General features: G+C 32.7%; 14 protein-coding genes and 4 pseudogenes. 15 read left to right on the top strand and 3 right to left on the bottom strand.

Going from position 1 to position 12,812, the window contains the following annotated elements:
* Positions 1-113: 113 nt before the first annotated feature.
* The gene (locus JFU18_RS10910) at positions 114-686 is read right to left on the bottom strand and encodes a tyrosine-type recombinase/integrase (protein ID WP_201034769.1); all 573 of its coding nucleotides are present in this window, start codon (positions 684-686) and stop codon (positions 114-116) included.
* A 361-nt stretch (positions 687-1,047) separates the two neighbouring features.
* On the opposite strand from JFU18_RS10910, the gene JFU18_RS10905 reads away from it, so the two are divergent.
* The 3 genes from JFU18_RS10905 to JFU18_RS10895 all read left to right on the top strand — a co-directional run bounded on the left by JFU18_RS10905 (position 1,048) and on the right by JFU18_RS10895 (position 2,331).
* Positions 1,048-1,572, top strand: a complete 525-nt coding sequence (locus JFU18_RS10905; protein WP_201034770.1) for a hypothetical protein — start codon at positions 1,048-1,050, stop codon at positions 1,570-1,572.
* Positions 1,573-1,860: 288 nt separating this feature from the next.
* On the top strand, positions 1,861-2,022 hold the full coding sequence (locus JFU18_RS10900; protein ID WP_172805434.1) for a hypothetical protein: 162 nt from the start codon (positions 1,861-1,863) through the stop codon (positions 2,020-2,022).
* Between the two features lie 150 nt (positions 2,023-2,172).
* The gene (locus JFU18_RS10895; RefSeq protein ID WP_002087303.1) at positions 2,173-2,331 is read left to right on the top strand and encodes a hypothetical protein; all 159 of its coding nucleotides are present in this window, start codon (positions 2,173-2,175) and stop codon (positions 2,329-2,331) included.
* A 216-nt stretch (positions 2,332-2,547) separates the two neighbouring features.
* Here JFU18_RS10895 and blaIII read toward each other — a convergent pair whose 3' ends face one another.
* Entirely contained in the window at positions 2,548-3,495 is a 948-nt protein-coding gene (gene blaIII / locus JFU18_RS10890) for a class A beta-lactamase BlaIII (protein ID WP_201034771.1), read from the bottom strand.
* A gap of 694 nt (positions 3,496-4,189) precedes the next feature.
* On the opposite strand from blaIII, the pseudogene JFU18_RS10885 reads away from it, so the two are divergent.
* The 6 genes and pseudogenes from JFU18_RS10885 to JFU18_RS10860 form a co-directional block, all read left to right on the top strand.
* A pseudogene (locus tag JFU18_RS10885) lies at positions 4,190-4,459 on the top strand (hypothetical protein); the annotation flags it as partial.
* Positions 4,460-4,726: 267 nt separating this feature from the next.
* Complete coding sequence (locus JFU18_RS10880; protein ID WP_002125598.1) at positions 4,727-5,023, top strand: WXG100 family type VII secretion target; 297 nt, start codon at positions 4,727-4,729, stop codon at positions 5,021-5,023.
* 186 nt (positions 5,024-5,209) lie between these two features.
* A complete protein-coding gene (locus JFU18_RS10875) occupies positions 5,210-5,485 on the top strand; it encodes a TIGR04197 family type VII secretion effector (RefSeq protein ID WP_002125601.1) in 276 nt (91 codons plus the stop codon).
* A gap of 41 nt (positions 5,486-5,526) precedes the next feature.
* Positions 5,527-5,889: a DUF3958 family protein gene (locus JFU18_RS10870; protein WP_044440348.1), complete on the top strand. Its 363-nt coding sequence runs from the start codon at positions 5,527-5,529 to the stop codon at positions 5,887-5,889.
* Positions 5,886-7,436, top strand: a complete 1,551-nt coding sequence (locus JFU18_RS10865) for an HNH/endonuclease VII fold putative polymorphic toxin (RefSeq protein WP_201034772.1) — start codon at positions 5,886-5,888, stop codon at positions 7,434-7,436. The genes JFU18_RS10870 and JFU18_RS10865 overlap by 4 nt, the downstream gene beginning before the upstream one ends.
* Before the next feature lie 11 nt (positions 7,437-7,447).
* Positions 7,448-7,840 (top strand): immunity 50 family protein, encoded by a 393-nt coding sequence (locus JFU18_RS10860; RefSeq protein ID WP_000566919.1) that lies wholly within the window; start codon positions 7,448-7,450, stop codon positions 7,838-7,840.
* Positions 7,841-7,897: 57 nt separating this feature from the next.
* On the opposite strand, the pseudogene JFU18_RS29860 reads toward JFU18_RS10860, so the two are convergent.
* Positions 7,898-8,161: pseudogene (locus JFU18_RS29860) on the bottom strand (tyrosine-type recombinase/integrase); the annotation flags it as partial.
* Between the two features lie 127 nt (positions 8,162-8,288).
* Between JFU18_RS29860 and JFU18_RS10855 the strand changes: the two are divergent.
* From JFU18_RS10855 to JFU18_RS10820, 6 genes and pseudogenes are all read left to right on the top strand, one after another.
* A complete protein-coding gene (locus JFU18_RS10855; protein ID WP_201050308.1) occupies positions 8,289-8,957 on the top strand; it encodes a hypothetical protein in 669 nt (222 codons plus the stop codon).
* Positions 8,958-9,086: 129 nt separating this feature from the next.
* Positions 9,087-9,350 (top strand): DUF4176 domain-containing protein, encoded by a 264-nt coding sequence (locus tag JFU18_RS10850; protein ID WP_001160635.1) that lies wholly within the window; start codon positions 9,087-9,089, stop codon positions 9,348-9,350.
* Positions 9,351-9,360: 10 nt separating this feature from the next.
* Positions 9,361-9,569 (top strand): annotated as a pseudogene (locus JFU18_RS10845) (ornithine cyclodeaminase family protein); the annotation flags it as partial.
* 564 nt (positions 9,570-10,133) lie between these two features.
* A pseudogene (locus JFU18_RS29855) lies at positions 10,134-10,804 on the top strand (hypothetical protein).
* 412 nt (positions 10,805-11,216) lie between these two features.
* The gene (locus JFU18_RS10825; RefSeq protein ID WP_002010942.1) at positions 11,217-11,867 is read left to right on the top strand and encodes a Yip1 family protein; all 651 of its coding nucleotides are present in this window, start codon (positions 11,217-11,219) and stop codon (positions 11,865-11,867) included.
* A 406-nt stretch (positions 11,868-12,273) separates the two neighbouring features.
* Positions 12,274-12,750, top strand: coding sequence for a DUF6985 domain-containing protein (locus JFU18_RS10820; protein ID WP_201034776.1), 477 nt, complete (start codon positions 12,274-12,276; stop codon positions 12,748-12,750).
* Positions 12,751-12,812: the final 62 nt, after the last annotated feature.

The following is a 12,812-nucleotide window of genomic DNA, read 5'->3' as shown; positions in this document are numbered from 1 at the left end:
TTTTAAGTAGAAAATCGAGTGAGAATCAGCTCCAATTTAATTCAAAGAATTATTAAGTAATGTTTTTAAATCTGATTGTATATCAAATTTTTCTTTATGTTGATCATATATGATTAGATATAGAAATTATCTAGTATATTATCTTTTTCTTCTTTATTGATTCCAATATATTTAAGCGTAATTTGTGGTGTACTGTGATTGAGTATATCTTGTAACATGGCTACATCTTTTGTTTGTTTATAGAACCAATAGCCGAAGGTTTTGCGCATAGTATGGGTACCAATGGATTCTATACTGGCAAAGTCTCCGGCTTTTTGCAATTGTCGATAAGCCTGGATCTTACTAATGGGTTGATCTCCTTTTCGTGAAGGGAATAACCAGGTATTTTCTAGTGTTTGAGCATACGAATAGACTTCATCAAAAATAGAAGTAAGGTTAATCATGCGTTCTTTCTTCGTTTCCCCCTCTTTGATTTTGAATTCTTTTATCTTTTTCCGTTTTAACTTTACGATGGTTTTTGTTTGAATTTGGAGTAGATCGCTGACACATAATCCTGTATGGATCCCAATAAGGAAGAGCATATAGTCTCGTTCAGAATAATGACGTTTGAGAGCCCATTTCATATCTTCAAGCTGTTCTTTACTTCTGATGGGTTGGGGATCAATGAGATGTTGTTTTTTGTTCATGGATTTTTAACATCTTTATTTACAGTGTTTTGAATGTAAACTAATAATAAAAAGTTTGCTTTCAAATTAGAAAAGGTTAGTCCCTCACTCCACTCCAGCTAAAAACCTCACACCCAAAAACAAAGGGGAACTCAATTGTTCAAACTCATATAAAGTTTCAATCTTGTCTAAGCATCCATTAGGATATACAATTGATCATCCATTTTTCTTTACATAATCTCCAGATACAGTCCATATCAACTATAGATTCTTGTCTTATGCTAAATGTAATCAAAAAGCAAGTAGATAAAGATAATGACTAAAACATTAACTCTAGATACTTTTTTGATGAATATTACAAATAAACAGGAGGTAATGAAAAATGATTAAAACATTATTAGCAGGAGCACTTTTAAGCACAGGATTGGTAGCGGGAGGTGCAGTAGGTGCAGATGATGCGAAAATGGACAATTTAAAGTCAAATGAAAATAGTTCAAAACAAGTAATTACACAGAGTGCAGATGGAACAACGTCTTTCTCACAAAACTTTGATGTACCTAAAGATGCAGTGCCAGCAACTCCTAAAGGAGACGCAAAAACTGTTGAAAGAACAGAAGGTACAGGTTCTCAAGAAGGAAAAATGGTGCCAACAAAAGAAGGTACAGATTCTCAACCTGGATTTGAAATGGGAGCCCCTGAAAAACCAGAACATGCAAAAACTGTTGAAAGAACAGAAGGTACAGGTTCTCAAGAAGGAAAAATGGTACCAGCAAAAGAAGGTACAGATTCTCAATCTGGATTTGAAATGGGAGCCCCTGAAAAACCAGAGCATGCAAAAACTGTTGAAAGAACAGAGGGCACAGACTCTCAAGAAGGAAAAATGGTACCAACAAAAGAAGGAAATTAAATAATATATAGTTATAACGAAGAGCATCCAAAAAGGGGTGCTCTTTTTATATTATAGGGATTAACTAGTTTTACTCAATATAGAACTGTAGGAGGAATTCAAGCTAGAATATGGGTTACTGTCTCTTCAAATCATGGTGTTGGAAGCACTAGTTTTGGTGGTAACGTTACAACATAAACATTTTATTAGAGATTTTTTGAATTTACATACACTCTAGATAAACTACATATCAACTTCAGATACTTGTTTTATGATACAAGTAATCAAACAAAAGGAGGGCAATACAAAATGATTACAACAGTATTAACAGGGCACTCTTTTAAGTACAGGAGATTATTAACAGGTGGAGAAAATGTTGAAGATGTACAGACAGATAAACATAGTCCATATGAACAAAATGAATTGCAGCAAACCCTAGAAAAGTACGATTCGAAGAAATTTGAGTTATAAAAAGAAAATAGATAAATATAGTGAAAATAGATAAATTGACAAGAGAAAAGCACTTTGTGTATATCACAGGTGCTTTTTATTTTCATTTTGATATAGGGCTTGAATTAAATTTTTACACTAAAATATATACGGCAAAAAGGGGGGAGTTCATTGCACAAAGTTATTTATGGAATATTAATTTTAATTTATACTTTGTATTCATTTTTTGTAAGTGATGGAAGTGAAGTAAGGTTTATTATGGTGTTAACTATAGTACTTATCTTTTCGGTAGTTTTAGAAAAAGGAAATGCAAACAAAACGACTGATTAAAGGTCTTTTTGTTTGCATTTTTTAGTTGGCTATTAAAGTCCAGATGTTTAGGGATAGCACGAAATCGCCATTAAGCTTAAAGAACGATTTATCCCCAAACAATAAAAATGAGCTTTTTATTACAAGTTAGCACCAAATTTCGTTTTTGGGACACTATTAACTTTTTAGTTGATGAAAACACCCGCCTAAAATAGAAAACTTTTAACCTATTATCATTTATTCCGTAGCTTTTAAGGTGTTTAACACGACTTTGGTTGCGTCTACGATAAGTTTATCATCGTATTTAGCATCTTCTTTATCATGATTAGAAAGTATAGCAAGAACAATCGGCTTTTTATTTGGTGGCCAAATAATTGCGATATCATTTCTTGTTCCGTAAGATCCCGCGCCTGTTTTATCAGCTACTTCCCATCCTTTTGGTACGCCCGCACGAATCAATTTATCTCCAGTTGTATTTCTCTTCATCCAATCTACTAATAGTTCACGTTTTTCTATTGGAAGTGCAGTTCCTAATGTAAATGATTGAAGTGTCTTAGCTATCGCTTCTGGTGTACTGGTATCATGTGTTTCTCCTGGATGCACTTCATTTAATTCAGGTTCAAATCGTTCTGAAGTAGTAACAGTATCTCCCATTTCTCTCAAGATTTTTTCAAATTCAGAGGGCCCCCCTAACTGTTTAAGAATCAAATTATGTGCTGTGCTGTCACTATATCGAACAGAAGCATCTGCAAGTTCTTTTAACGTCATTCCCGTATCAACATGCTTTTCAGTAATTGGATTATAATTAGAAAGATCTTCATGAGTATACGTAATCCTTTGATCAAGAGCTTCTAATGAGTTCTTGCGTAAAAGAGCGCCCACAGCTAATGATTTAGATGTAGATGCAAATGCAAAACGATCATCTGAATGATAAGCAACAGTTTGATTTGTACCTGTGTCCAGTGCATAAATACCAAGCTTAGCATCATATTCTTTTTCAAGTTTAGCGAAAGATTGATTACCTGTATTTTCTTGTTTAATTTGATTAGCTTGATTCGTTTGTTTAGGTGGTTCAGATTGAGTGTTACTATTGGAACAGCCTATAAGTGATACACATGAAAGTAATACTACAGGCACAATCTTTTTGTAATGTAAAATGTTAAAGAACTTGTTTAAAACGAACATAAATTTTCAACCTCTTTCAAGAATATATGGATTTTGTCTAGGTATTCTAAATACCAATGCAATTAAAGATGGCATAGGGTAACAATACTACTGCAGCTAAAATTTCACAGGTTAAAGGACATCAAAAACGTTTATCCCGCTATTTGTGGGCAGTAAGACCCCCACCTCAAAATTCAGCGGAAGCAAAGAAGTTAGGTGGGGGTCGGGCTGCCCGTAAAAGCCCGATTGGTGAGGGCTAATAATCAGCGGGGGATGAACAAAACCCCCACTGATTAAAGTTTCACTTTATATGATTGATAAGTCACGGTTTGGGTTATTTCTTTTTTGTTTTCACTTGTAATGGTTCACCTGTGAAAGTATTAAACTTGTAATACTTAACCGTAGTATTACAATACATATTTTTTACTTTTGGGAATAATAAGTCCTTTCTTTTTTTTTGTAATACATAAAAATAGATGTCAAACGGGATATGTTGTATCCAATCTGGACAACTAATATTAGAAATACACTTATTAGACACTCTAAGTAATAAATTTGTTCCACTTTAAGATGAGGAAGAATTTGGGGTTTGTAAAATAACAATGGAACTACGTGTTTTTTCGTCATACAAAAACCTCTACATATAAGTAGAGGTTTTTAAATTGTATATTAATGAATTATGCTTTTTTAGATAAAGAAAATCGAGTTCAGGTAAACGAAGAACATAGAAGAAACGTTGTTTGATAAACTTAAAGATACTGTTGAAAATAACGTAGAAGCGATGGATCAGTTGTACGAAAAATTTATTCGCCAGATAGAAAATACTCCTATTATCGGGCAATATCATAACTACAAAAAAGGGCAAAATGAAGCGGTGTTAGATGAACCTAAAGGAATATTAAACACAATTTTACATCCAATAGATAGTGTTGAGGGCGCTGTGTATGCTCTTTCTCACATCGACGAAACATTTGCTGCTATGGAATGAAAGATTTGGATTAAATGCACCTATTATTACATTCGGAAATAATATCTCTAACGCTGAAAGGATATTTGATCTAGGGATTCTTTTCTATATTTTAGAAACAATTAAAGCGAGAAGAAGTAGAATATTTAATGATTAGAATTGATAATATTCTAATATTCAATAGAAAGATAAAACGTTTAAAAGTTCAAAATAATACATTATAATATTTTTAGTAAAATTAACCAAAACATATTTTACTTATTATGTATTAAAGGGGAAATGAAAATGGCTGGACAAATTCGTATGTCACCAGAGGAGCTTAAATCAAAAGCGACTCGATATGGACAAGGTGCAAATCAAATTGAGGATATTTTACGTCAATTACAAAACTTACAAAATGAATTAAGAGGAGAATGGGAAGGTCGTGCTTTCGAAGGTTTTGATCAACAGTTCAATGAATTAAAGCCAAAAGTACAAAGCTTTGCACAGCTATTGCAAGAAATTAATATGCAGCTGAATAAAACTGCAGAGGCTGTTGCTTCTCATGATGAAGAATTATCACGTAATTTCGGTTTGAAATAAAAATTGTTTTACTCTATATAACAAGCATTTCAAATGAGCCATACAGCTTATAATGTATGGCTCATTTGATTGCGTGCCCAGCTTAGCTGGACACACGTTTAAAAAGAGTGATATTGATAGAGAAATTTCATATATTTATTGGGATTTCTTTGGCATGTTCTGAAAATTAGAGAAAGGATTTGAGTGATGGGACAATTTCAAAGTAATTTTCAAAAGGCACAACAAATTGCTACGCAGATGAGAACAGCTTCGGATATAATCCAAAGTGCAACAAATCGTCCTATAACAAAGGCGACGCGTACAACACTATCTGTTAACTCCAAAGCACAAGAAGCGAATCAACAAATGTTAGATTTTACGAAACAATTTTCCACTGCCTTTCAACAAGCGGTCGATAATATTCATTCAGTAGCCCAAGAGTTTGAGAGAATGGATAACGAACTTCACAACACTTTTCGCTAATGTGACAACCTACGTAAAGGTAAAATGGTAGGGGGAATATGATGAGTCAAGATATTGAAAAACAAATTAATCAAGTAAATCAAAAGTTAAGAAGTGTATTTGAAGAACAAGACCGAAATCAATCCGCGATTCACATTCATGAGCAAGCGGAAGCAGATTTTTATGAATGGAGAGGTCGAAACCATCGTTTGTTTGATCGAATTTTAGGAACTTGGCATGGTGATAGAGAAATGTCTCAGTTTTTTATGAATACATATCAAGAGGCACAACATATTGAACGAAAAGTCACATTTGAATTGGAAAACCAAAAAGAAACGTTGCTTAAAGAAAGACGAAACCTTAGTGATTTAGAAAACGACCTTTCCTATCAACAACAACAATTAGCGAGGGAGGTCAATGCATGAGTTTAAATATGTATTTAGGAGAAGTACAAGGCCAAACTCAAAGCATGAATGCTGTATGTAACGCTACTATTCAAGGCATGGAACAAGCGATTCAGTCGATTGATGCTTTTGCAGTTGATACTGTTTTACAAGGGCAAACATATAGTAGTGCAAAATCATTTTTTGTACAAACCTTTCGTCCTTTAGCGCAAGGAATCATTTATTTATGTGAAGAATTAATCCGTCAGAATGATGCCTTTCCAAGTCAATTTCAATCACAGGTAGCTTCAACTGATGTTATTGAACAAGAATTATTGGAACAAATTCGAGAAATTGACCGAATGAAAACAAGTATGGAAGCTATCAATCAAGCTATGCCAATCCCTGGTATGGATGCTATGGTAAATCTTTTTACTGTCATGAGGAAAAAACTGCAAGAAAAATTAGAACATCTATATGAATTTAATTATACTTCTAGTAGTAATTATGATACGGCACTCCAACTAGCCGCTAGCATTGCGACGGGTTTGGCGGAAGTTCAAAGTGGAAAAGGCTTTAGTCCTGCAAGTGGTACATTTAGTACGCAAGGGTTGAATATGGAGTGGACAACTTCTATTCAGGCGATTGGAGAAGAGAGGGCACGTCAAGTTGCCAATTCAATTGAAGAAGGTGCAATGTGTGGTAAGCCACCTGAAAAATCTACTTTCCGAAAAGTGGTTGACGGTACTATAGAAGGTGCAGGACAGGCAGTTGAAGATACTATAGAAGGATTTAAGGCACTTGGTAAATGGGAAACATGGGAAAACATGGGGAATGCTGCGGTGCATCCTATTGATACCCTCAGTACGATGTATAATGTATTGTCAGATTCATTTATTAATGATGTAATAAATGGAGATGCTGAAAGTCGTGCTAAATGGGGAAGTTATGCTTTAACACAAGTTGGATTAGGACTTATTGGTGATAAAGGATTAAGTAAAGCAAGTAAATTAGGTCAAGCGGGTAAAGTGACCAAACTAGCAAAAAACGAGATTCCGCAAACTTTTTCGCATATTACAAGTAATTTACAAATGGGAGATCGCTTTGCTTTTGCAGGTATGGGTACATTCAAAAATGAATTGCCTAAAGTTGAAGATTTGTTTGTATATGCAAGTAGAGAAAAAAGTAAAGGATTAAATGATAATATAAATCAAACCTTTGGAGTTAAGAAGATTGAGGGGGAAAATTCTCATGAATCTAGGGGAGCTAGTTTAAAAGAAATTAAAAGACAATTAAATATACCTAGATTTCAACACCCGATTAGTCAAAAAATGGTACCATTAACAGATAGTAATGGTAAAAGGATATTAAATGATAATAAACAGCCTATTATGACTCGAGAATTAACATATGAAGTAAAAGGTCAAAAAATTATAATTCAAGATCATTCAGAGGGTCATAAGTTTGGAGAAGGTGGAATTGGAGATCAGCCACCGCATCATAATGTAAGACCTGAATACAATACACGAACAGGACAGGTAGATGGTATGGAGGATCATTATTATTTTGAGAAGAGAAATAAAAAATAGGGAGTATAAAAATGATTGATCAATTTAAATTTTTAAATCCACAAGCGTTAATTAGTATTTTTGGGAAAATACCAAAGTTTGAAGAATCAGAGTTATTAGATGTGCGTCTTAAAAGAGATGGTCCTACTTTAGTTATTCAATTGATGACAAAGGAAAATGTTGAAAACAAGCCAAAACGATGGAATAAGTGGGATGTAATTTATGTAGAGATATCTTTCTTTACTATTCATAATTTAACAATAAAAGGTTTAGGGACAGAAAATATAATTGATTATTTTGAAATAAATACGATAGAAGAAGAAGGTTTATTAAAAATTAAGTGTAAGAATCAAATGTTAGTTGAGTGCTCGTTTGAATGGGCAAAGGTAGAAGGGGTAACCCCAGGCTTAATAGGATTACCATAATTTTGATGGGAAGTAGATAGTTAATTTTTATAGTATTCATATTTTAATATTTTTGGATTAAATAAGGAATGTATCAAGGACATTATCTTTTTCTTCTTTATTGATACCAATGTATTTAAGTGTAATTTGTGGTGTGCTGTGATTGAGTATGTCTTGCAACATGTATACATCTTTAGTTTGTTTATAGAACCAATAGCCGAAGATTTTGCTCATGGTGTGAGTCCCAATAGATTCGATACCAGCAAAATCTTTGGCTTTTTGAAATTTTTGATAAGCCTAGATCTTATTAATGGGTTGATCTTCTTTTCGAGAAGGGAATAATATTTCACAGAAGGTGTAAAATGGGATGTTGATTTAGATGGTGATGGTGAAGATGATAGTATTAAGGATATGGTGAAAACGGGTGCGAAAAAAACTTGGTCAACAGTAGCAGGGTGGTTTAATTAACATGAAAAAAAATACAGATTTTAATAAAAAAGTTTTTGAATATTATATGGCTCTTTATGCTGTAAATGATATAAGGTCGACTATAATTACTCTTGTGATTGGGATAGCAGATATATTTGTGCTTTTACCTGCTTTTGCGAATCCTATTCAACCAATATATATGTACATAATAGTTCCACCAGTTGCTTTTTTAAATGTATGGGCAATATGGATTGTTATAAATCCTAGGAAGCGGCAATTACAATACACTCTATTTCGTGGGGTATTTGGCATCGTATGTTCAGTAGGATTGTTAGTTATAACCCAAAAGTTTGCATATGGAATGTTAGGATTACAAACTCCCATCTATTTTATTTTTTCGGTTGGTTTGTATATTTTTGCTTTGAATTATTATTATAAAAATCATATTAAAAAACTTCAGGAACCAATCAAAAAATCAAAATCATCGAAAAAAAACTCTGGTTTCGGAGTAGTGGCTTTTATAGGATTGGGTCAACTCGTTGCTAATATCAGTCTTGGTTTTGCAACACAAAAGATGGTAGCAATTGTATTAATGTGTGTATACTCCATGCTTTCGTTTATTTTGTTTCATTTCATTATGGAACTCCATAGGTACTATTATTTAAGGAAGCATATAGAAGATGGGGGTAGAACACATGAAACCTTTTAAAGAGTCTGTATTGAATATTAAGTATATAATCGCGGTTCTCCTATAGCCAGTAAAGACTGCGGAAAAGAAAAGGGAGAAGCAACATCATAAATATAGAATTACATTTAGATAAAGGAAGGATGGGGAATTATGCAATTTTCTAAAGAAAAGTTTTTACCAAATGGTTCTATTGTTCTATTAAAAGGTGGGACGAAGAAAATTGTGATTTATGGAAGAAAACAAAAACTTATGGTTAAAGAACCTGTGATGTATGACTATATTGGCTGTTTTTACCCAGAAGGATACATTAATCCTGAGTATACATTTGTATTTAATCATGAGGATATTGAAGAAATTATATTTGTAGGTTTTATAGATGAGGAAGAAGAGGCATTTGTAGGATTGCTTAATTGAATGTGATTTAGAAACAGGTGACCTTCAAATTCCGATAAAACTAGCAATTTCCACGCCGAACTTGGTTAAATTATAAGCGGGGAAAAAGCTGGACACGAAAATGATGAAGAGATTACTATTTTCAAATCATTTGGTTTGGCAGTAGTAGATATTATCGTCGCGAAGTATTTGTATGGGAATGCGGTGGAGTGCGGGATGAGGAATAGGATTGAGTTTTGAGACTGCCTTTTGGTGGTCTTTTTTGCATAAAATCTTGTAAAGCAAGAAAAAGTAGAATATTTAATGATTAGAATTGAATATTCATATTCTAATATTCAATAGAAAGATGAAACGTTTAAAAGTTCAGAATAATACATTATAATGCGTTTGGTGAAATTAACCAATATATATTTTGCTCATTATGTATTAAAGGTGAGATTATAATAGGCGGGTATGGTTATAGATTCCATGCAGGTGAAGAATCAGGGTTTTCCGCAACTTCACCTAACGGTTATGGTGGGGGAGTTTCATTTAAGTTTGAGAAGGAAGCGAGATAATAGAATGCGAAAATTTTCAAAAATAGTTATATGTGTTGGTGCGTTAATAATGATTATACTGGGCATGATTGTACATGATACATGGAAGGATAGGATTTATTTTTCTTTAGCTGTACTTTTTGTTACCGTACTTTCTTTACTATGGAATATAGTTGCTCATAATATTATGGATAAATTTAGAGAAAAGGAGAATAAATAGCTATGAAACTTTTACCGATTGGAACAATAGCGGGGTGGTTTAATTAACATGACAAAAAGTATTTCTTTTAATAAGAAAGCTTTTGCACATTATATGGCTCTTTATCCTATAAATGAAATAAGGGTCCATGTAATTGGTCTTGTCCTTTTGGGGGCAGACGTGTTTGTTCTTTTGCCTGCTTTTGCGAATCCTTTTCGATTACTCTATGTATATATAGTAACTCCTCCAGTTATTTTTTAAAATTTGTGGGCGATATGGATTGCTATCAATCCTCGGAAACGACAATTACAATACACTCTATTTCGAGGAGTATATGGCACCATATGTTCAGTCGGATTATTGGTTATAACTCAAAAATATGCCTATGAAGTGTTACAATTACAAATTCCTATCTATTTTATTTTTTCAGTTGGTTTGTATGGTTTTGCTTTGTATTATTTTTATAAAAATCATATTGAAAAACTTCAGGAACCAAGAAAAAATCAAAGTCGTCGAAAGGAACTGGTGGTGTAAAAGTGGCAACTATTGCAGTTGGATTGGGGCAGTTAATTGCTAATATAATTCTTAGCATTGCAACACAACAGATGGGGGCAATTGTATTTATGTGTGCATGCACAGTGTTTTCGTTTGCTTTGTTTTATATGATTATAGAACTCCATAAGTATTATTATTTACGGAAGCATATAGAAGATGGAGGGAAAATACGTATAGGCTTTTAAAGAGAATTTGTTGCATTTCAAGTATATAAGCGCATTCTTCTTATGGAAGCCATTCACGAGGCTTATAGCAATAAAAGATGTATAAGTGGAAGATTATATTCTGGTAAAACATCTGAAGGAATGGAAATTAGGTTTGTTCTTATTAATGATATGATTATAACTGTTTATCCAATGTATTAAAGAATGTGAGGTACTCAAAAATGAAAGTAACTACTCAGCCCATAGTTAAAAATGCAAGACAATATAGAGGTAATTGCTAAGAAGCACTCCCCCTAAGTTTCAGATGAAATTAAATGATTGAATATTTATATTTAAATAACCGACTATTTATGCTTTAATATTTCTATGTACATAACTGGGATGATTAGGAAATTATATTTAATATGTTTTAAGAAAGGGGAATGTTTTTTATATGGAAACTCCAGAAAATCAATTTAAACGTGCACTTAATCCTTGGTTCTCCATTTGGACAAAACCACGTGATACAATGAAAGAAATTTTTATATCCAAACCTAAGAATGTGTTTTTACTCATTTTATTAGGCTCATTCGTACAGACTTTAGATCGAGCATCTTCTAAAAATATGGCGGATTCAATAAGTAGTCCATTTTCAATAATCTCAATAGTTATATTCGGTACCTTCGTTGCTTTCTTAATTTATTATTTTTTGTTACCAGCGTTATTCAATTGGGTGGCAAAAAAACTTGGTGGACAAGGTACCTTTGAAAAAACACGTTACTCAGTTGCCTATTCTTATATCCCTTACGTTTACTCTCTTATATTAGTTTGGGTGCCTTCATTTTTCTTGTTTGGGATAGAAAACTTTACGAGTGAGACACCGGAAATGGATAGTAGCATAACTTTAACGATTTTGTTTCTTATTTTTGCCATAATTGATATAGTTATTGGAATTTGGACAATCATTATTTCCTTAAAATGTTTAGGAGAAGCACACCAATTTTCAGCATGGAAAGCATTATTAACAATAATAGTGTCCTTTATGATTATCATTCTTCCTTTGGTAATAATAGTATTTCTTATAGTAGGGGTTACAACCCTTTAATAATTTATTTGCTTCGTATGAACTTAGAAATTTAATTGAGGTTTGGGGACAAGCACAAAAAATGTATAAAAATAATAACTAAAAAATTAACTTTTATAAAAACATTTAAACTAAAATGCTTCTTAAGCGTGGGTCCAATAGCTCACGCTTTTTATTTTGGGTGACTATAACATTTATTTTTAAAATTTATAATCATACTATTTGTTACGAACAAACTTTCAAAGAATCTATTGGTGCTACAGCTAATTGAAGGCGTATTAACAATTTGAGAGTAGTTATTGATAAGAATGGAAATGTAATAACTGTGTTTCTAAAGAATAAGAAAAGTTTAACATGAGTTTATGTTTTTTATTCGGGGAAATATGGCGTAATTGGTTATCAAGAAAAAATTTAGGAGAATAAAATTATGAAAAAAATAAACCATGAATTATTTGGTGAAATTGTTCACGATTTATATTGGAGCGGACAACAAAAGATAACTATTTTTGGGCAGGAAAAAATAGTTTCTTTAACTATTGATGGAGAAGAAGATGATTTAATTCCTAAAGTTCAAGAAGAAGCATATAGGAAGTTCATTACTGATATGAACAAACTTACAAAAGAAGCTGAACAAGCAATATTCGAGTATTATAAAGAAGAATATATGGAATATAGAGATATGGTAGGTGATGAATCTGCTGATAAAATAGCGCCGATTATAACAACTATTCAAGAACTAGGGAAATTGCTGGAACCTGTTGGGTTAAGTATATTACCAGATTTTGAAGATGGAATTAGAAGAGTTGGATTAATATTCAATTGTACCTGGGAAGAGGACGGTGTCGGGGTGAAATTTGAAAATGAGCAAGTTGTAGAAGTTGGTTATCAAGACATCGTTATTTAAACTTCAAATTATGTGCTGTCACTATATCGAACAGAAGCTGGGTTTGTAAAATAACAATGGAA

The sequence above is a fragment of the Bacillus sp. TH22 genome, assembly GCF_016651015.1.
GTDB lineage: Bacteria > Bacillota > Bacilli > Bacillales > Bacillaceae_G > Bacillus_A > Bacillus_A mycoides.
The sequence above is the reverse complement of the archived record's forward strand: the minus strand, read 5'-3'. Positions and strand labels throughout refer to the sequence as shown.

Coding starts and splice junctions, on each gene's coding strand:
- JFU18_RS10820 (WP_201034776.1), top strand. CDS start 12,274: ATGAAAAAAATAAACCATGAATTATTTGGTGAAATTGTTCACGATTTA.
- blaIII (WP_201034771.1), bottom strand. CDS start 3,495: ATGTTCGTTTTAAACAAGTTCTTTAACATTTTACATTACAAAAAGATT.
- JFU18_RS10865 (WP_201034772.1), top strand. CDS start 5,886: ATGAGTTTAAATATGTATTTAGGAGAAGTACAAGGCCAAACTCAAAGC.
- JFU18_RS10900 (WP_172805434.1), top strand. CDS start 1,861: ATGATTACAACAGTATTAACAGGGCACTCTTTTAAGTACAGGAGATTA.
- JFU18_RS10855 (WP_201050308.1), top strand. CDS start 8,289: ATGAAAAAAAATACAGATTTTAATAAAAAAGTTTTTGAATATTATATG.
- JFU18_RS10875 (WP_002125601.1), top strand. CDS start 5,210: ATGGGACAATTTCAAAGTAATTTTCAAAAGGCACAACAAATTGCTACG.
- JFU18_RS10850 (WP_001160635.1), top strand. CDS start 9,087: ATGCAATTTTCTAAAGAAAAGTTTTTACCAAATGGTTCTATTGTTCTA.
- JFU18_RS10880 (WP_002125598.1), top strand. CDS start 4,727: ATGGCTGGACAAATTCGTATGTCACCAGAGGAGCTTAAATCAAAAGCG.
- JFU18_RS10825 (WP_002010942.1), top strand. CDS start 11,217: ATGGAAACTCCAGAAAATCAATTTAAACGTGCACTTAATCCTTGGTTC.
- JFU18_RS10860 (WP_000566919.1), top strand. CDS start 7,448: ATGATTGATCAATTTAAATTTTTAAATCCACAAGCGTTAATTAGTATT.
- JFU18_RS10910 (WP_201034769.1), bottom strand. CDS start 686: ATGAACAAAAAACAACATCTCATTGATCCCCAACCCATCAGAAGTAAA.
- JFU18_RS10905 (WP_201034770.1), top strand. CDS start 1,048: ATGATTAAAACATTATTAGCAGGAGCACTTTTAAGCACAGGATTGGTA.
- JFU18_RS10870 (WP_044440348.1), top strand. CDS start 5,527: ATGAGTCAAGATATTGAAAAACAAATTAATCAAGTAAATCAAAAGTTA.